This is a genomic window from Peptacetobacter hominis (assembly GCF_006861675.1).
In the GTDB taxonomy this organism is placed as follows: domain Bacteria; phylum Bacillota; class Clostridia; order Peptostreptococcales; family Peptostreptococcaceae; genus Peptacetobacter; species Peptacetobacter hominis.
This window is the reverse complement of record NZ_SGJB01000008.1, coordinates 53,534-74,146: the sequence shown is the minus strand read 5'-3', so window position 1 is coordinate 74,146 and position 20,613 is coordinate 53,534. Positions and strand designations below refer to the sequence as shown.

17 protein-coding genes are annotated in these 20,613 nt (G+C 33.2%); all 17 read left to right on the top strand.

Annotation, left to right across the window (positions count from 1 at the left end; translation table 11 throughout):
* Nucleotides 1-124 precede the first annotated feature (124 nt).
* Nucleotides 125-2,503, top strand: coding sequence for a C69 family dipeptidase (locus EXD82_RS05590; protein ID WP_142535934.1), 2,379 nt, complete (start codon nt 125-127; stop codon nt 2,501-2,503).
* 253 nt (nt 2,504-2,756) lie between these two features.
* Nucleotides 2,757-4,736, top strand: coding sequence for a fructose-1,6-bisphosphatase (locus tag EXD82_RS05585; protein WP_142535933.1), 1,980 nt, complete (start codon nt 2,757-2,759; stop codon nt 4,734-4,736).
* Between the two features lie 254 nt (nt 4,737-4,990).
* Nucleotides 4,991-6,124: a DUF3798 domain-containing protein gene (locus EXD82_RS05580; protein ID WP_246082016.1), complete on the top strand. Its 1,134-nt coding sequence runs from the start codon at nt 4,991-4,993 to the stop codon at nt 6,122-6,124.
* A gap of 61 nt (nt 6,125-6,185) precedes the next feature.
* The gene (locus EXD82_RS05575) at nt 6,186-7,769 is read left to right on the top strand and encodes a sugar ABC transporter ATP-binding protein (RefSeq protein ID WP_142535931.1); all 1,584 of its coding nucleotides are present in this window, start codon (nt 6,186-6,188) and stop codon (nt 7,767-7,769) included.
* Nucleotides 7,756-8,820 (top strand): ABC transporter permease subunit, encoded by a 1,065-nt coding sequence (locus EXD82_RS05570; RefSeq protein WP_246082015.1) that lies wholly within the window; start codon nt 7,756-7,758, stop codon nt 8,818-8,820. The genes EXD82_RS05575 and EXD82_RS05570 overlap by 14 nt, the downstream gene beginning before the upstream one ends.
* Nucleotides 8,802-9,827 carry an ABC transporter permease subunit gene (locus EXD82_RS05565; RefSeq protein WP_142535930.1) on the top strand — a complete coding sequence of 342 codons (1,026 nt, stop codon included), beginning with the start codon at nt 8,802-8,804 and terminating at the stop codon, nt 9,825-9,827. The genes EXD82_RS05570 and EXD82_RS05565 overlap by 19 nt, the downstream gene beginning before the upstream one ends.
* A gap of 180 nt (nt 9,828-10,007) precedes the next feature.
* The gene (locus tag EXD82_RS05560) at nt 10,008-10,349 is read left to right on the top strand and encodes an Asp23/Gls24 family envelope stress response protein (protein ID WP_142535929.1); all 342 of its coding nucleotides are present in this window, start codon (nt 10,008-10,010) and stop codon (nt 10,347-10,349) included.
* Nucleotides 10,350-10,403: 54 nt separating this feature from the next.
* Entirely contained in the window at nt 10,404-10,910 is a 507-nt protein-coding gene (nusB, locus tag EXD82_RS05555; RefSeq protein WP_142535928.1) for a transcription antitermination factor NusB, read from the top strand.
* Complete coding sequence (locus EXD82_RS05550; RefSeq protein ID WP_142535927.1) at nt 10,897-11,859, top strand: Kae1-like domain-containing protein; 963 nt, start codon at nt 10,897-10,899, stop codon at nt 11,857-11,859. The genes nusB and EXD82_RS05550 overlap by 14 nt, the downstream gene beginning before the upstream one ends.
* 2 nt (nt 11,860-11,861) lie before the next feature.
* Nucleotides 11,862-13,208 (top strand): exodeoxyribonuclease VII large subunit, encoded by a 1,347-nt coding sequence (gene xseA / locus EXD82_RS05545; RefSeq protein ID WP_142535926.1) that lies wholly within the window; start codon nt 11,862-11,864, stop codon nt 13,206-13,208.
* Nucleotides 13,208-13,432, top strand: coding sequence for an exodeoxyribonuclease VII small subunit (xseB, locus tag EXD82_RS05540; RefSeq protein ID WP_142535925.1), 225 nt, complete (start codon nt 13,208-13,210; stop codon nt 13,430-13,432). The genes xseA and xseB overlap by 1 nt, the downstream gene beginning before the upstream one ends.
* Before the next feature lie 21 nt (nt 13,433-13,453).
* Nucleotides 13,454-14,341: a polyprenyl synthetase family protein gene (locus EXD82_RS05535; protein ID WP_142535924.1), complete on the top strand. Its 888-nt coding sequence runs from the start codon at nt 13,454-13,456 to the stop codon at nt 14,339-14,341.
* 21 nt (nt 14,342-14,362) lie between these two features.
* Complete coding sequence (locus tag EXD82_RS05530) at nt 14,363-14,800, top strand: divergent PAP2 family protein (protein WP_142535923.1); 438 nt, start codon at nt 14,363-14,365, stop codon at nt 14,798-14,800.
* Between the two features lie 23 nt (nt 14,801-14,823).
* A complete protein-coding gene (dxs, locus tag EXD82_RS05525; protein ID WP_142535922.1) occupies nt 14,824-16,695 on the top strand; it encodes a 1-deoxy-D-xylulose-5-phosphate synthase in 1,872 nt (623 codons plus the stop codon).
* A 40-nt stretch (nt 16,696-16,735) separates the two neighbouring features.
* Entirely contained in the window at nt 16,736-17,548 is an 813-nt protein-coding gene (locus EXD82_RS05520; protein ID WP_142535921.1) for a TlyA family RNA methyltransferase, read from the top strand.
* Nucleotides 17,549-17,570: 22 nt separating this feature from the next.
* On the top strand, nt 17,571-19,250 hold the full coding sequence (recN, locus tag EXD82_RS05515; RefSeq protein ID WP_281282228.1) for a DNA repair protein RecN: 1,680 nt from the start codon (nt 17,571-17,573) through the stop codon (nt 19,248-19,250).
* Nucleotides 19,251-19,488: 238 nt separating this feature from the next.
* On the top strand, nt 19,489-20,610 hold the full coding sequence (gene steA / locus EXD82_RS05510; RefSeq protein WP_142535920.1) for a putative cytokinetic ring protein SteA: 1,122 nt from the start codon (nt 19,489-19,491) through the stop codon (nt 20,608-20,610).
* Nucleotides 20,611-20,613: the final 3 nt, after the last annotated feature.

Sequence of the window (20,613 nt, the reverse complement as noted above, 5' to 3'; positions counted from 1 at the left end):
AGTATAATATACATTAACACTGTGAACGGGATAAAAAAAGTGATTACCAGTCGCTTCCTGTTTGCCAGAAAAACCATAAAAAACTAAAAAACCAAAAGAGAAAACTTAATAGGAGGAGTAAAAAATGAGTATGAAAAAAGCAGCATTTTCAGTGGCTCTGACAGGAACTATGCTTGCAGGTTCTGCAGCATCTGCCAGTGCATGTATGGGAGTATATGTAGGAAAGGATGTATCAGAAACAGGTTCGTCTTATATAGGCCGTTCTGAAGATATAGGGGAATTCCATACAAAAATATTTGAAGTTCATCCAGCTGAAGATCATGAAGTTGGAGAAGTTTTTGAGGATGCATATGGATTCTCGATGAAATATACAGAGGAGAACTCACACACATATAGATATTCTCTTGCAAAAGATACTCCGGAGTATGGAGAAGGTGACGAAGCCTATGCCGAGGTAGGAATAAACGAGAACGATGTTGCAATAACAGCAACAGTTTCAACAGCTTACAACGAAAAGGCAAAGGCAGCAGACCCACTTGTCGATACAGGAATATGTGAAATATCCATGACTTCAATAATGCTTGGACAGGCAAAAACAGCAAGAGAGGCTGTAGAAATACTTGCAGAAATAGTGGATGAGCATGGTTCAGGAGAATGTAATACAATAATGATAAGTGACCCTAATGAAACATGGTATATGGAAATTGTATCTGGTCATCAGTATGCGGCTGTAAAAATGCCTGATGATGTAGTTGCAGCAATACCAAATATGATGCTTCTTGGAACAATAGATGTAAATGATAAGGAAAATGTAATAGCATCAGATGAGCTTGTATCACTTCCAAAAGAAAAAGGATTCCTTGAGGAAGTTGATGGAAAAATACATGTAACAAAAACATATGGAGCTGTAGATCCAGGAAGAGGACAGCTAGACCGTCTTTATCAGGGAGTATATTATCTGAATTCGACAAAAGCAGATGGAATGTCCATAACAAGTGGAGAGAATGGCACAAGCCTTGCGCAGAATGAAGATGGAACGTTTGGACCTTATGATTTAATGTTCAGTCCATCATCAAAACTTTCTACAGATGATGTAATGGATTTCCTTGGATACAGAGGGGAAGGCAGTAAAATGAATTCAAATGAGGATTCATCTATATATGCAATAGGAAATAACAGACAGGCGGAATGTCATGTGCTTGAAATGCGTGAGGGAATGACTGAAGGACTTGCGGGCGTTGAATGGCTGGCAATGTCAAGAGCTGAGTTCTCTGTATATCTTCCATTCTACGGCGGACTTATAACTGATACATGGGGAGGATATAAATATACAGGAGGAGAATCTTGTTATGATGATGAATTCAATTCCACTGTAGATTCTATATACTGTGCATTTGCAGAACTTAACAGTCTTGCCGATGATAACAGAGATAAATATGGAACAAAAATAAAAGAATACTGGGATAAATATCAGAATGAGCTTATAGAACAGCAGAAAACAGTAGATACAGAATTGCAGGCTCTTTATAAAAAGGATCCGGAACTTGCACAGAAAAAAGCTACAGAACTTGGAATAAAAATAGCAAAAGATGCATATAAAGTTGCTGATGGTATGCTTAAAGAGCTTAATAAATTCATAAAAGACGGTAAAAGTGGAGTATTTACACCATCTGCACTTACTGAAAATGTAATGCCTGATTATTCACTTGATAGAGTTATGGATGACGTAATAGGGGTAAATAGATATGAAACTGCAGCAATGCTTGCAGATAAAGCCGGAGACTACGATACGGTAATACTTGTAAATTCTGACAAGACAATGTCTGATGGACTTTCTGCAGCGGCTCTTTCAGGAAAACTTAATGCACCTATAATACCTGTAAAACAGAATAAAATACCGGATGAGGTCAAAGAACAGATAGAAAAAGCAAAAAATGTATATATAATAGGTGGTACAAATGCAATTTCAGAAAATGTTGCATCTCAGCTTTCAGATAAAAATGTTAAAAGAATAGCAGGAAAAAACAGATTTGAAACTTCTGAGAAAATAGCTGATATGATAGGAAGCTATTCACATGCATATATAGTAAATGGTGTTACAGGAGATGCAGATGCAATGAGTATATCATCTGTAGCAGCAAAAACAGGTTCACCTATAATTGTTACAGATGGTAAGACAAGTGATGCAGCTAAAAAAGCTGGTACAGAATATACTGTAATCGGTGGAACAAAGGCTGTATCTGAGTCAATAGAAAATAAATACTCTGCTGACAGAATAGGTGGAGCAACAAGATACGAAACAAATAAAATGATAATAAATAAATATTATTCAGATTCTGAAAAAGTATATGTTGCAAACGGAGAAACTCTTATAGATGCACTTTCAGCATCGCTTATAGCAAAAGATAATGGTGTAGCTCTTGTAAACAGAAAAAGTGATAAGAGTGTACTTGCAGATAAGAAAGTGGTTCAGGTCGGAGGATTTGATTACATAATAGAATAAAATAGTGAAAAAGGATGAATTATACTTTTGAGTAATTCATCCTTTTTATATTGGTGTAAAAAATAATACAGTATAAAAGTTGGTATAGAATCTATATGAACAAAGAATAGTCAGATTAAATAGTGCTATTATTACTTATAAAAATAATCAAAAATACTGATAAATATACCTAACAACACAAATAATACATCATAAATAATAAATAATATGATATAATCAACCTATAGAATGACTTTTATGGGGGTATATTGTTATGGCTATGAATATAAGTGATAGAGAAATATATGAAAAAATTGATTATCTGAAACTGCTATCAAAACTTTATCCAAGTATATCAAAGGCAAGTACAGAAGTTATAAATATGGAGGCGATACTGAATCTTCCAAAAGGAACAGAACATTTTATAACAGATATACATGGTGAATATGAACCGTTTGTACATGTTCTGAAAAATGGTTCAGGTACTATAAAAAGAAAGATAGATGAGCTTTTCGAAGGTGAGCTTATGGAGTCAGAAAGAAGAAAACTTGCAACTCTTGTGTATTATCCTGAACAGAAACTTGAGTGCATGGAAGCTGAATATGAAAACATAGAAGACTGTTACCGTATAAATATGTACAGACTTATCAAGCTATGCAAATATACTTCTAGTAAATATACGAGATCAAAAGTAAGAAATCTTCTTCCGGATGATTTTAAATATATAATAGAAGAACTTCTTCATGAACATATGAATGGAGAACATAAGGAAAAATACTACAGAAGTATTATAGAAAGTATTATAGAAACAGATAGAGCAAGAGAGTTTATAATTGCCATAGCAGAGCTTATACAGAAGCTTGTTGTTGCAAGACTTCATATAATAGGAGATATATTTGATAGAGGGCCAAGACCGGATATAATTGTTGATAGACTTATGAATCATCATTGTGTAGATATACAGTGGGGAAATCACGATATGTTATGGATGGCAGCAGCTGCTGGAGAAAAAACATGTGTTGCAAATGCGCTTAGAATTTCAGCGAGATATGCGAATCTTGATGTCGTAGAGGATATATATGGTATAAATCTTTTGCCTCTTGCAACTTTTGCAATAGAAACATATAGAGATGATCCATGTCTTGAATTTATGCCTAAGATAAGTGATGAAGAGGTATCTACGACAGAAAAAAGTCTTATGGCAAAAATGCACAAGGCTATAAGTATAATACAGTTCAAACTTGAAGGTGAAATAATAAAAAGAAGACCTGAATTCGAAATGAAGCACAGACTTCTTCTTAATATGGTTGATTATGAAAATGGTACTATAAATATAAAAGGAAAAACATATAAAATGAAAGATATGTATTTTCCTACAATAGATCCTAAAAATCCATATGAACTTACAGATGCTGAAAGAAATGTAATAGACAGAGTTACCGCATCATTTAAAAGAAGTGATAAACTTCAGAGACATGTTGAGTTTTTATTTTCTAAAGGAAGTATATTCCTAAAAGTAAATTCAAACCTTCTTATACATGGCTGTGTTCCTCTTAATGAAGATGGAAGTTTTATGTCTATGAGAATCAAAGGAAGGGAATACAGTGGAAAAGAACTTATGATTCAGATGGAAAAAACTGCCAGAGAAGGGTATTTCTCAAAAGAAAATACAGAAGAAAAACAGTATGGACTTGATATTATGTGGTACATGTGGACAGGAAAATGTTCATCAATATTTGGTAAAGATAATATGACTACATTTGAGAGATATTTTATAGAAGAAAAAGAAACTCATACAGAGAATAAAAACAGCTACTATTCTCTTAGAGAAGACGAGGATGTATGTAAAAAAATATTTGATGAGTTTGGACTTGATATAAATGATTCTCATATTATAAACGGACATGTTCCGGTAAAATCAAAAAGTGGAGAAAGTCCGATAAAAGCAAATGGTAAAATACTTGTAATAGATGGAGGTTTTTCAAAGGCATATCAGTCAAAGACAGGTATAGCAGGGTATACTCTTATATACAACTCTGTAACTATGCAGCTTGTATCTCACCAGCCATTCAGTTCTATGGAAGAGGCAGTAAATGATGAATCTGATATTCTCTCAACTACAGTGGTTGTTGAACATAAGTCAAAGAGAAAGCTTGTAAGAGACACTGATGAGGGAATAAGAATGCAGAAAGAGATTGACGATCTGAAACTTCTTCTTCGGGCTTACCAGAGAGGTATAATAAAACAGAGATAGTTTAAAAATAATTTATTTTGCATTGTATATAAAAATAACAATTCATTTTATGTAAATATATTATTAAGTAAATTTATATAAAATATAAATAAAATAAATGTGTTATATAAAATATTTTAGTATAAAAAAACATTTGTAGGAAAATGTTAACAATAGTTTATTTCTATAATCAAAATAGTTTTTATCAATGTGAAAAAAGTATGAACCTGTGATAAAATCTAATGGAAATAGTAAATCACAGGAGGATTTTTAAAATGTTTAAAAAGATTTTAGCTCTTGGATTATCATTATGTATGATGATAGGAGCAGTAGGATGTTCTGGTGGTGGAAGTGAAGATGCTTCAGCCGGAGATGATTTTAAAGTTGGTATAGTAACTCCAACACTTTCTGTAAGTGAAGATGAGTACAGAGGTGCTGAAAACATGGTTGAAAAATACCCAGGTAGAGTAGAGCATATAACATTACCTGAAAACTTCAATACAGAAATAGAAAATGCAATAAGCCAGATAGTAAGTCTTGCAGATGATGAAAAGATGAAAGCAATAGTTGTTGTTTCTGGACAGTCAGGACTTCTTCCAGCATTACAGCAGGTTAAAGAAAAAAGACCTGACATAATAACTATAACAGCTCCAATATGGGATGATCCTGATATGATGAGCCAGTATGTAGATGTGAACCTTGATGCAAACTGGGCAAAAAGAGGGGAAACTATAGTTACACTTGCAAAAGAAATGGGATGTAAGACATTCATACATTATTCTTTCCCAACACATCTTTCAAAAGAGTCAGTTGCAACAAGAAGAGATAAAATGAAAGAAACATGTGAAAAAGAAGGACTTGAATTTGTTGAAGTTATGACTCCAGACCCTCAGACAGGTCAGGGTGTAGCAGCTATGCAGCAGTTCTTAAGAGAAGATATACCAAGACAGATAGAAAAATATGGTACTGATACAAATATATTCGGTTCTAACTGTCCTATGTACGATGTAATATTAGATGAAGCATTAAAACTTAAATTCTGTGTTGCTGAACAGTGCTGTCCAACTCCTACACAGGCATATCCAACAGTTTTAAATCTTGAAATAGCAGAAGAGGATTCTCAGAACTATGATAAGATGAACGAAATGATATCTGAAAAAGTAGATGCTCAGGGAATGAAGGGAAGACTTGGTGGATGGCCAATGCCTATGACAGTTTTCCTACCAGAGTATGCAGTTGAACTTGGAATGGAAATGGTATCAAAAGGTCTTACAAAAGAAGATGTTTCAAATTCAGAATATCTACAGAATTTCGCAAAAGAAAAATTCGGTATAGATACTCAGTTTGAAAAATTAAAAGATAATACAGATAACTATCAGTTAATGGTAATGGATCAGATAGTATATTAATAAATAATAAATTACCCCAGGGAGGATTTTCTGCCTGGGGTTTTTGGCTAAAGGAGAAAATATGATAAAAACGGTAAATCTGAGTAAAAAATTCTCCGAAATATACGCTCTGAAAAATATAAATTTTCATCTTAAAAAAGGAGAAATACATGGTATTGTTGGCGCAAATGGATCGGGGAAAAGTACCTTTTTAAATGTCCTTTTTCAGGATAGAAATATTTATAAAACAGGTGGATATGAAGGAAAAATATTTTTTGAAGGAAATGAACTTGAAATAAATACAACAAAAGAAGCTATAGATATTGGAATGGGAAAAGTATATCAGGAGTTTGCTCTTGTAAATAGTATGGATATAGCTTCAAATATTAAAATAAATAGTTCATGTAAAATTCCAGCATCTGAAAAATTAGGAAGAGATTTTTCTTATATAGACAAGAAAAGAAATATTGAAGAGTCTGAATTGATGATGAAAGAATTCGGAATAGAAAACATTGATGTAAAGAGAAATATAGATTCATTAAATGTAAGTATGAAGCAGTTTGTAGAAATAGCAAGAGAGGTAAGCAACAGAAAATTGAAAGTACTTTTTCTTGATGAACCTACAGCATCTTTGAATAAGGAAGACGTGGAGATATTTAAAAAGATAGTAAGAAATCTTAAGGAAAAAGGTGTTTCTATAATATTTATATCTCATAGATTAGATGAAGTAGTGGATTTATGTGATACTGTTACTGTATTTAGAGATGGTGAAATTGTTTCATCATATGAACGAAAAGATTTTGATTCAGAAAAAATTGCAATAGATATGATAGGTAAAAAAGTATCAAAAGTGGAAAAAAACAGAGAAGAACATTTCACAAGCGATGAAATAATTTTAGAACTTAAAAATCTATCGATAAAAGAGAAAAACAGAAGTATTAATGATGTTAATCTTTCTGTAAAAAAAGGTGAAATAGTAGGTATAACAAGTCTTGCAGGACATGGTCACACAGAAATATCATATGCTGTCATGGGAATATTGAAAAGTAAAGGAGATATTATATATAAGGGCAAGAAGTTAAATACAGAAAAAACTGACAAAACTATTGCAGATGGAATAGTTATGATACCTGATGAAAGAAAAGAAAGAGGATTACTTCTGGAAAGTAATATTTCTGATAATATTGTATATACTGCATGTTACAGCAAAAACAGATATTTAAAATATCCATCTTTAAAAGGTCTATCTCCTTTTGATAAAAAAATGATTGATAAGGATGTAAAAGAATGTATAGAAAAATACAATATAAAATGCAGTTCTAAAGATCAGAAAGTAAAAGAGTTAAGCGGTGGAAATCAGCAGAAAGTATGTATTGCAAGAGCAGTAATAACAGAGCCGGAAGTACTCTTTGTAAGTGAACCTACAAGAGGAATAGATATTTTTTCAAAGGAGATAATCCTGAAAACACTTATAGATATAAATAAAGAAAATGGGACAACAGTAATTGTATCCTCAAGTGAAATCGATGAATTGAAAAGAATATGTGATAGAGTAGTTATTATGTATGAGGGTAGAATATTTGATATACTTTCTCCTTATGAAGACGATGAAGTATATAGTCTTGCAATATCGGGAAAAAGGAGGGAAGATAATGGAAAAATTTAAAAATTTAAGTATAAAAGGAAATATAAAAGCACCTCAGATTATAATAACAATATATCTTCTTATTATGCTTTCTTTTATGTCAAAAATAAATATACCTCTTTACTCTCTTTTTAATGATTCCCTTGTGAAGTTTGGTATGAATTTTGTATTAGTGTTATCTTTAATTCCTATGATGAAATGCGGAGTTGGCATGAATTTTGGAATGGCAATAGGAATCATAGCCGGACTTATAGGTATGTGTTTTTCTATAGAATTGAAACTTACAGGTATAGTAGGATTTTCAGCAGCCCTTATGGTTACGGCTTTATTTGGATGTATGTTTGGATATATCTACTCAAAAGTATTGAATAGACTGAAAGGCAAAGAAGATGTAATAGGAATGTTCTGTGGATATTCTTTTGTTTTTATAATGAATATAGTCTGGACAGTATTTCCTTTCAAAAATAGAGTAATGTTATATCCTATAGGAGGAAAAGGATTAAGACCTAAAATATCATTGGAGCTTTATTTTGATAAGATTCTTGATAATTTTATGAAGATAAACATAGGTAAAATTATAATACCTGCAGGATTATTGATATTTGTAGCGTTTATAACTGCTATAATGATTTTTTATTTCAAAACAAAATCGGGTAAAACAATGGAAGTAATAGCTGAAAATGAAAAATTTGCAGAACTTTCAGGTGTAAATATAAATAGATATAGAACGCTTGCAATTATTTTATCTACAGTAATAGCGGGTATAGGTATATGTGTATATACGCAGAGTTATGGTTTTGTACAGCTTTATGATGTTCCGTTGAATTTTGCTTTTCCAGCGGTATCAGCGATACTGATAGGTGGAGCATCAAGAAAAAATACAACGATTATACAGGCTATTGTAGGAACATATCTTTTTCAGACGACGTATCTTCTTTCTATACCAATAGCAAATGCAATTTTAATGCCGGAACTTGCTGAAACACTAAGGATGATAGTAAGCAATGGAATAATACTATATGCATTCATCTGTGAAGGGGGGGAAAAAGGATTATGGAAAAAGAAAAAGTAGTAAAATTTGCAAAAAAGAATATAGTTCCTCTTACCTTTGTAGTACTTTGTATAGTAATGATAGGAATATCAGGCGTTGGATTTAATTTTATTTCCGGAGAATTATATAGAAGAATTGTAAGAAATACAATAATGGTACTTGCGTTGGTAATACCTATAACAGCAGGTATGGGTATAAATTTCTCTGTTATAATTGGAGCACTGTGCACACATTTTGCGGCACTTATAGTTGTAGACAGACAGATTGAAGGAGTAGCAGGTATAGCGGCAACACTATCAGGTGGTCTACTACTTGCATTTATATGCGGTAATATAATAGGTATAATACTTAACAGAACAAAAGGAAGAGAGATGATAACAAGTCTTGTTATAGGACTTCTTGGAACCAGTATATATACACTTGTATTTCTCGCAGGATATGGAACTATTATAAAACCTCATAACCCTAATATAATATTGTCTACGGGAATAGGTATACAGACTATGGTAGATCTTATGCCACTAAAAGTTGTAATTACCGAACATCCATATATACCGATAATATTTATATTATTGGCAACAATTGCTGTGAAATATATTTCAGGAACTGACTTTGGAAATAAATTAAAAGTAATCGGAGACAATATGAACAATGCATATGCACTGGGAATAGATGTAGATAGATACAGAAGATATGCAATAGTTATATCAACTATGCTTGCATCTATAAGTCAGCTTATGTTTGTATTGAATATAGGAAGTATAAATGTATATACAGGCCATTTGAATGTCGATGTATTTGCATGTGCATCTATACTTGCAGGTGGAGCAACTCTTAATAGAGCAAGTATAAAAAATGTGTTTGTAGGAATAGTGCTTTTCCATACAATGTTTATAGTTTCACCTATGGCAGGAAAAGTAATGTTCAGCAATGTTGCAATAGGTGAATATTTTAGAAGTTTTGTTGCATACTCGACAATAGTATATTCGCTTATTATGAATATGAAAAATGAAAAGAGTACTGAATAAATTATAAAAAATAATTGTATATTATATATCACCACATCATTTTTTGGATGTGGTGTTTTCGATGTATATGATTTTAATATTTAATATCGTGTTGTAAAGTATAATATTATTTGGTATTATTATAATGATAGAATTAATTTAGTATAGAAAGATTTCCTAACAGCAGGAGGTAAATATAAAATGGAAAACAATAATTGCGGACAGATAAAGATATCAAATGAAGTCGTTGCAACAATAGCAGGTCTTGCAGCTCTTGAGGTTGAAGGAGTTGAATCATCTCAGAGTCTTACAGACAAGATACTAAAAAACAACGGAGTAAAAATACTTATAGAAGATGAACTTGTAACACTTGATATAATGCTTGTAGTAAAATTCGGAGTTTCAATACCGGATATAGCATTCAAGGTACAGGAAAATGTAAAAAATGCAGTTGAGAATATGACTGGACTTGAAGTATCTCAGGTAAATGTTCATGTTCAGGGTGTAAGCTTTAAAAAAGAAAAAGAGGAAAAGAAAAACTAATACGGGCCCTCTGATTATTCAGAGGGTTTTTAAATAATGTACAGGAGGGTATTTATGAAGGTTTCTATGATAAAAAAGGTAACTTCCAGAGAATATATGATGAAATTTTTCTATTGTCTGGATGTTCTTAAAGAAGAAAGAACTTCTCTTTTTGAAAAAGCTGAGGAGTTTATGAAGGATAATGAAGAATTTATAATAAACAGATTTGAAGAGCTTAAACTTCAGAATTCAGAATCTGCTGATGCTCACGAGGAGTCACCAGCATTTGAAGACTGCCTTGATAAGGTATATATAAGAGATTTATGCAATGAATACGAAGAAAACTCAGAGGAAATAGATGCTGTTATAAACAGATATGCAAACAACTGGTCTACAGACACAATGCCAAAAGTTGATGTTGCCATACTTAGAGTTGCTGTTGCTGAAATAACATATATGGATGCCATCCCTGACAAGGCTTCTGTAAATGAGGCTGTTGAAATGGCTAAGCTTTACTGTGATGATAAATCTCCAAAATTCATAAACGGTATACTTGGAAGTTATCTGAATGACAGAAAATAATATAATAATAGGAATCGATACAAGCTGCTATACAACGTCTATAGCAGCTATATCTTTAAATGGAGATATTATATTCAATGAAAAGACAATGCTTTCAGTGAATGAAAACAGTATAGGTCTAAGACAGAGTGAGGCAGTTTTTCAGCATATAAAAAATATAGGGGTTATGTCGGATAAAATAAAGGAAAAACTTGATGGATATAATGTCTGTGCAATATGTGCATCGGAAAAGCCGAGACCAGTAGAGGAGTCATACATGCCTGTGTTCTCGGTTGGACACAGTTTTGCAAAGTTGAATTCAGCTTCAGGAGGATATCCGGTATATACTACAACACATCAGGAAAATCATATAAAGGCTGCACTTTATAAAACAGAAGGAATAACAGAAGAAAAGTTCATATCAGTGCATATGTCTGGTGGAACAATGGAAATTTTACTTACTGAAAAGAACGGATTTGGATATAGAGTAGAAATTATCGGCGGAACAAAGGATATAAGTATAGGGCAGCTCATAGATAGAGTAGGTGTAAAGCTTGGGTACAGATTTCCTGCAGGGGCTTATATAGACAAAGAGGCTATCAACTATAGTGGAGAAATAAAAAGCGGCCTAAAAACATCTGTAAAGGATGGATACATGAATATTTCAGGACTGGAAAATCAGGCAATGAAACTTATAGAGAATGGAGAAAGTGTAGGATATACTGCAAAGGCTGTAATGAACGCATCGATAAAATCTCTTGAAAAAGCACTTGTATATCTTTGCGATAAGTATGATATTTATGAAATACTTTTTGCGGGAGGAGTTGCCTCAAGCCGATATATAAGAAAAAATCTTTCATATAGATTAAACAAAAAAGGTGTTAAAACCATATTTGGAGAACCTCAATATTCATCAGATAATGCAGTTGGGTGTGCTATAATAGGATTAGAAAAATATTTGGAGGATTAAAGATGAAATTAAGGGCACTCGAAATAAGCGAAATAAATTCATATATGAAAAAAGTGATTTCATCTGATCCGCTGCTTTACAATATAAGAGTAAAAGGTGAAATATCTAATTTCAGACCAAATAAAAGCGGTCATGTGTATCTGACTCTAAAAGATGAAAATTCAAAGCTGAAGTGTGTAATATTCAGTAGCGACTATGATAGAAAAATGGAACTTGAAGATGGAATGAAGATAACTGCTTCAGGAAGAATATCTGTATATGAAAAAGACGGTTCATATCAGCTTTATATAAAAAAGATAGAAAAAGAAGGTATTGGAGACCTTCATGCCGAGTTTGAAAAACTTAAGAAAAAACTTTACAAAGAAGGGTTATTTGATGATAGGTTTAAAAAACCTATTCCTAAAATGCCGCATAATATAGGCGTTGTAACATCCGAAACAGGTGCGGTTATAAGAGATATAATAAATGTTGTAAAAAGAAGATACCCTAAAATAGGTATAAAATTATATCCTGTATCTGTGCAGGGAGATAAATCTGCAGTTGAAATTGTGAAAGGAATAGAATTTTTCAACAGAATGAAGAATGTGGATACAATAATTGTAGGAAGAGGCGGTGGATCAATAGAGGAATTATGGTCATTTAATGAGGAAGTAGTTGCAAGAGCGGTATTTGCCTCAGAGATACCTATAATATCAGCTGTAGGCCATGAAATAGACTATACAATATGCGATTTTGTATCCGATATGAGAGCTCCAACTCCATCTGCAGCAGCAGAAATCGCAACTCCAAGTATGGATGAGTTGATATATAGACTTGATAATTCGGGTAAAAAATTATCTGATGAGATTGGTACGATAATAAAGTTTAACAAAAGTAATATAGAAAATATGAAAAAAAGAATAATATCCGGAGTAAAAGATGGAGTGATATATCTTTCAAGATCAGAGCTGGATAATATATCCGGGAAAATAAGAATGTCGGTTTCATCAAAACTGGATATTGAGAGACATAAAAGTAACGATATATCAGAAAAAATAAATACCGCCATAAATCAGAATATAATAAGAGAAAAGAAAAATAAAACAGATAACATTTATAGTGAACTTGTTTCAACATTTGAAAATTACATAGATTATAAAAAAACAAAACTAGAAAAAACAGGAAGCGTATTTCATAGTCTGAGCCCCCTTGCAACAATGGATAGAGGTTTCAGCATAGTGAAAAAAGATGGCGATAACATAAATTCTGTAGAGGATATAGTACGCGGTGACAGAATAAGTGTTATAATGAAAGATGGGGAAGCAGACTGTACAGTTGAGTCTGTATCTTTAAACAGAGAGGTGAAATAATGGACATAGATAAAATGAGCTATGAAGAAGCCTATTTGGAGCTTGAAAATATTTTAAGAGCACTTGAAGACAGAAATACAGGTCTTGATAAAGCTCTTGAAATGTATGAAGAAGGAATTGCACTTTATAGAAGGTGCAATATGCTTTTGAATGAGGCTGAGCTTAAAATAAAGAAATTTAATGAAGAGGGAATAGAGGAAGATTTTAATATAGAGAACAAATAATAATATTTTGGAGGAACTGTTATGGAGTTTAAATCTGAACTAAAGAAAAAGGCTGTATATGCAGAAGAAATACTAAAAAAATATATGCCTAAAGAAGAAGGTTATCAGAAAACAATAATGGAGGCTATGAATTATAGCCTTAATTCAGGAGGTAAAAGATTAAGACCGATTCTTACTCTTGAAGCATGTGCAATAGCTGGCGGTAATGTAAAAGATGCAGAGCCTTTTGCAGCTGCAATAGAAATGATACATACATATTCGCTTATACACGATGATCTTCCGGCACTTGACAATGATGATTTAAGAAGAGGTAGAGCGACAAACCATAAAGTATTTGGAGAAGCAATGGCCATACTTGCAGGGGATGCTCTTCTTAACTATGCATTTGAAACAATGCTTAAGACATCTATAGGAAAAGAAAATCCCGAAAGATATCTTAAAGCCATAAATGAAATAGCAGAGGGTGCAGGTATATATGGAATGATAGGTGGACAGGTAGTTGATGTTCAGAGTGAAAATATCTCAATTCCTATGGAAAAACTTGAGTATATACATAGAAACAAGACAGCTGCAATGATGGTAGGATGTATGAGAGCAGGAGCACAGATTGCAGGTGCGGATGAAAGAAAAATTGAATGTATAACTGAATACGCTGAAAATATAGGGCTTGCTTTTCAGATAGTGGACGATATACTTGATATAGTAGGAGATGAGTCTGTAATAGGAAAACCTGTTGGAAGTGACATAGAGAATCATAAATCGACATATCCATCTCTTATAGGACTTGAAGAATCAAGAAAAAAAGCAGAAGAACTTATAGAAAAAGCAAAATCTTCAATAGCAGAAATAACAGATGAAACAGAATTTCTTTTTGGTCTTGCAGATTATATAATATCTAGAGATCATTAAATCTGAGGGGATGTGTTTATAATGGAATATCTTATAGAATTTATCAATAATAAAGCACTTCTTATAAGTATATTTGCATGTTTTATAGCTCAGGTTATAAAAATATTCACAGGAGACAAGCTTGTTGATTTGAAAAGAATAACAACATCAGGTGGAATGCCGAGTTCACATACATCATTTGTGGCAAGTCTTTCAACCATAGTAGGTATAGTTGAAGGGTTTGACTCTACAAACTTTGCAATATCTCTTGTTTTTGCACTTATAGTTATGTATGATGCTACAGGTGTAAGAAGAGCGGTTGGAAAACAGGCAGCTATACTTAATCAGATGCTTAATGATATTCAGCATGGAAAACATATAAAAAATGAGGAACTGAAGGAACTGATAGGACATACTCCTTTTGAGGTTCTCGGTGGTGCAATTCTAGGAATAGTCATAGCACTTATGTTTATGCTTTAGTTTATGTGATTGGGGGCAACAAAATGTATAGATACCTTGATAGGATAAATTCACCTGAAGATATCAAGTCCATGAAACCGGAAGAACTTGATGGGCTTGCAAAGGATATAAGAAAATTTCTTGTAAAATCAGTATCAAAAACAGGTGGACATCTGGCTTCAAATCTTGGTGTAGTTGAGCTTACAATAGCTCTTCATAGAGTATTTGACAGCCCAAAGGATAAAATTGTATGGGATGTTGGACATCAGGCATATGTACATAAAATTATAACTGGAAGAAAAGAAAAATTTGACACACTTAGACAGTATAATGGTCTAAGCGGATTTCCAAAGGAGAAGGAAAGTGTACATGATATTATAGATACAGGACATAGTTCCACTTCGATATCTACCGCTCTTGGTCTTGCATGCGCAAGGGATATAAAGGGTGAAGATGGTGCCGTTATAGCGGTTATCGGCGATGGCTCAATAACAGGTGGTATGGCTATGGAAGCTCTTAATCATCTTGGATATATAAAAAAAGACATGATTGTAATACTTAATGACAATGAAATGTCTATAGATAAAAATGTAGGCGGAATGTCTACGTATATGTCAGGACTTATAAGAGATTCAAGGGTTCATAAAGTGAAAGGTGAGGTAGATAAATTCCTCAATATAACAAATGCGGGAAATATGATTTCAAAAACTGCATCAAAAATTACAGATAGTATAATGTACAGTTTTGTACCACAGGAATGTGCTTTTTTTGATTCTCTTGGCGTAAAATATTATGGTCCTATTGATGGACATAATATAGCAGATCTTGAGGCCTGTCTTAAAAATGCATCAAAAAGAAAAGGACCGACCCTTCTACATGTAATAACAAAAAAAGGAAAAGGGTATAGAGATGCAGAGGCACATCCGGATCTTTATCATGGTGTATCTTCATTTGATATAAGAGATGGTGTGAAAAAGACATCGTCAGATACTATTTCAGCAGCGGTTGGAAGGAAACTTACTGAAATGGCAGATAAAGATAAAAGAATAACGGCTATAACAGCTGCTATGCCTTCAGGAACAGGAATGAATATATTTGGAGAAAAATATCCGGAAAGATACTTTGATGTTGGAATAGCTGAGCAGCATGCAGTATCTTTTGCCACAGGACTTGCAAAAAACGGCATGAAACCATACTTTGCAGTATATTCTTCATTCCTGCAGAGAGCATATGACCAGATTGTGCACGATGTATGTATAACCGGCAAAAATGTAACTTTTCTTATAGATAGAGCAGGACTTGTCGGAAATGACGGTGAGACACATCATGGAGCGTTTGACCTTTCGTATCTGAATATGATACCGGGAATAACTGTTATGGCACCGAAAGATACAGAAGAACTTATGAATATGATGGAACTTTCATCTGAAATAGATGGACCTTCTGCAATCAGATATCCAAGGGGAAATGCATATTATCTAAAAACAGGAGAATATGGAAAGCTTGAAATTGGAAAATCTGAAATTATAAAAAAAGGAAAAGATATGGCTATTATCGCTATAGGAGATATGGTTGGAAATTCAATTGAAGCAGCAGAGATTTTATCTGAAGATAGTATAGATGTCGAAGTAATAAATGCCAGATTTCTAAAACCTTTGGATGAAAAAATGATTGATTATGTATTTGAAAAGTTTGATACTGTTGTGACTGTAGAAAATAATATAGTATCCGGTGGATTTGGAAATAGAATACTTCAGTATGCGTCTGAAAAAGGAATACAGAAAAGAATAGTAAATATAGGACTTCCAGAAGTTTTTATACATCAGGGAAGCTGTGATATACTTCAGAAAGTAGCTGGGATATCTTCTGATAAAATTGCTGAAAAAATATTGAGCATATTAAAAAAAGATAGATAGTATAATTGAATAAAAATAAATTTTGTGGAAAGGAATATATATGAAAAAGAGAATAGATGTCCTTCTTGTTGAAGAGGGCTATTTTGAAAGTAGAGAAAGAGCGAAGAAAGCCATAATGGCTGGACTTGTGTTTGTTGATAATCAGAGATGTGACAAGCCGGGAACAGAAATTAAGGATGGAGCATCTATAGAAGTAAAAGGAAATCCAATACCATATGTGAGTAGAGGTGGATTAAAGCTTGAAAAGGCGATGAAAAAATTTGATTTATCTCTTGAGAATGCAGTGTGTATGGATATAGGAGCATCAACAGGTGGATTTACTGACTGTATGCTTCAGAATGGTGCAAAAAAAGTATTTTCAATAGATGTAGGTTACGGGCAGCTTGCATGGAAGCTTAGAAGTGATGATAGAGTTGTATGTATGGAAAGAACAAATATAAGAAATGTAAAGCCGGAAGATCTGGGAGAAGAACCGGATTTTGCATCAATAGATGTATCTTTTATATCTCTTAAACTGGTTCTTCCGGTTGCAAAAAATCTTCTGAAAAACGGAGGAAATATTGTTGCACTTATAAAACCTCAGTTTGAGGCGGGAAGAGAAAAAGTAGGTAAAAAAGGTGTTGTAAGAGAACTTTCAACTCACATAGAAGTAATAGAAATGATTTCTGATTTTGCACTTGAAAACGGATTTGCTATAAGAAATCTTGATTTCTCACCTATAAAAGGACCAGAGGGAAATATCGAGTATCTTATACATCTTAATACATCAAATGAAGGATTTGAAATAGACAGAGAAGCATACTCTGAAGAAATAAGAAAAATAGTGGAAGAGTCTCATAAAATGAGCGTATAGATTTTAAAAAGGGGGATTTCAGGTGATTCTCGAACTTTATATGAAAAACTGTGCTCTTATCGATGAACTGAGAATCTCTCTTGAAAAAGGTTTAAATATACTTACAGGGGAAACCGGATCCGGTAAATCCATAATAATAGATGCTTTAGGATTGTGCCTTGGTAACAAGTATGATAAATCCTTTTTAAGGAGAGGAACTGAAAAAGGTGTTGTAGAGGCAGTGTTTTATTCAGAGGGAGACAGGCTGAAGTCTGTCCTTGATGAAAATGAAATAGAATATGATGATGGAAACATAGTAATAACAAGAATAATATATCGGGACGGAAAAAGTACAGCCAGAGTAAATGGAAGAACAATAAGACTCTCGCTTCTCAAAGAAATAGCATCTCTTCTTGTGGATGTACATGGACAGCACAGCAATCAGGCTATTTTCCGACCGGAAACACATCTGAGATTTGTAGATATGTCGGGTGATGTTGAAAAAGAGAAATCCGAGTATACCGATGTGTATAAAAAATATACCGAGGTCAGAAGAGAACTTCTGAAACTTGATGACAATAAAGATGAAATGGAGATACAGAGAGAGATAGATCTTCTGAAATTCCAGATAAATGAAATAGAAGCCGCATCACTTAAAGAAGGAGAGTATGACGAACTTGTAGCTAAGCGAGATATATTCAGAAACAGTGAAAAGATATATAACAGTCTTAGTGCGGCATACGGTGTACTTCATGAGGGTGATATAAATACAATAGATCTTGCAGGAAGAGCTGTAGCAGAAATATCTTCTGTAAGTCAGTACAGTGAAAAAATATCATCCATATATGAAAGAGCAGAAAGAATAATGTACGAACTTCAGGATATTTCCTCTGAAATAAGAAACTGCAGAGAAGAAACTGAATTTGAACCATATGAACTGGAACAGCTTGAAACAAGAGTAGATGAGATAAATAATCTAAGAAGAAAATATGGAAATACAGAAAAAGATATATTTTTGTATTATGATAGAATTTCTGAAAGATTGTCTGAAATTCTTAACAGAGATGAAAAAAGGGAAGAACTTAAGGGAAAACTTCAGGAAATAGAATCTGTTCTTGAAAAAAAAGCTGAGGCTCTTACTGAAAAAAGAAAGACTGCTGCAGAAAATCTTGAAAATGAACTTATAAAAGAGCTTAATTCATTGGATATGAAAAATGTCACAATGAAAACAGTGTTTGAAAGAAAGCAGTATTCAAATGATGGTGCAGATAATGTGGAGTTTATGATTTCATTTAACCTGGGTGAAGAACTGAAACCTATATCAAAAGTGGCATCAGGCGGAGAAATTTCAAGATTTATGCTTGCATTCAAATCTATAATTGCTGATGCAGACGATATAGAGACTCTTGTATTTGATGAAATAGATACCGGCATAAGTGGTATTGCTGCACAGAATGTAGGTGAAAAACTTTCTGATATAGCAGACAAAAAACAGATTATATGTATAACTCATCTTCCTCAGATTGCAGCAAATGCAGATAGTCATTATCTGATTGAAAAAAGAAATGATGAGCAGAGAACATATACAACGATAGAAAAACTTGATGAACCGGATAGAATAAATGAAATTGCAAGGCTTATATCAGGTAAAAATATAACAGATACCACAATTATACATGCAAGGGAAATTATTCAGCTTACTTCAAATAGAAGAGAGTGTTAGAAATTAAAAATACACGCACAGAGATATGTTTTTATGTGCGTGTTTTATTATGTGAAATATATTTGGTATCTGAACAAATATATTATTTATTTGTATTGTATTTGAATTTGTATGGATAATTATAGTAAAATATATTATTTTATATAGTAGTAGTATACACATATAATCATAAAATATTTATTTTAGGTTGAAGTAATGGTATAATAGTAGTGATTTTAAAAAATTTGGAGGGTTATATATGAATATTAAGGCACCTATAAGGGTAGACCGAAAAACTAAAAAGCTTGCCAAGAGAATAAATGCCGGCGAAATAGCTGTAATAAATCATGTAGATATAGATGAGGTTGCGGCAAACTCTCTTGTAGAAGCAAAAGTAAAACTGGTTATAAATGCGGCGCCTTCAATAAGTGGGAGATATCCAAATAAAGGTCCAGGGATTCTGACTGAAAACAATATTCTTATAATAGATAGAATCGGAGAGGATGCTTTTGAAACCTTTAAAGAGGGAGAAACTGTAACCGTCGAGGATGGAAAAGTATACAGAGATGGAGAACTTATTGCACAGGGAGATATACTCACAAAAGAAAAGGTTGCACAGCAGATAAAGGCTGCTTATGAAAATCTGGGAGAAGAACTTGACAGATTTATAGACAATACAATAGAATATGCCAAAAAAGAAAAGGGATTTATACTTGGAGAAGTTGAGATTCCAAAGGTAAAAACAGATTACAAAGATAGACATGTACTTATAGTAGTAAGAGGACAGGACTTCAAGGAAGACCTTGCAGCGATGACTTCATATATAGAAGAAATGAAGCCGGTTCTGGTTGGAGTTGACGGTGGAGCAGATGCTCTTATGGAATTCGGATACAAGCCGGATGTTGTAGTTGGTGATATGGACAGTGTAACTGATGAGGCTCTTAAGGCTGCAAAGGAAATAGTTGTACATGCTTACACAGATGGAAGAGCTCCGGGGCTTAAAAGAGTAAATGATCTTGGACTAGATGCTGTGGTATTTCCAGCTCCGGGAACAAGCGAGGATATAGCTATGCTTATAGCATATGAGTATAAAGCCGAGATAATAGTGGCGCTTGGAACACACTCAAATATCATAGACTTCCTTGAAAAAGGAAGAAAAGGTATGGCAAGTACTTTCCTTGTAAGAATGAAAATAGGATCAAAGCTTATAGATGCAAAAGGAGTAAACGTACTTTACAGAAGTAAGCTTAAAATAAAATACATATGGGCGCTTATAGCAACAGCTCTTTTCCCGGTACTTATACTTGCATCACTTTCACCGGGAATGAAACAGTTTATGCAGATTATGCAGATAAAGCTTAGATTTATGCTTAATATGTAGAAT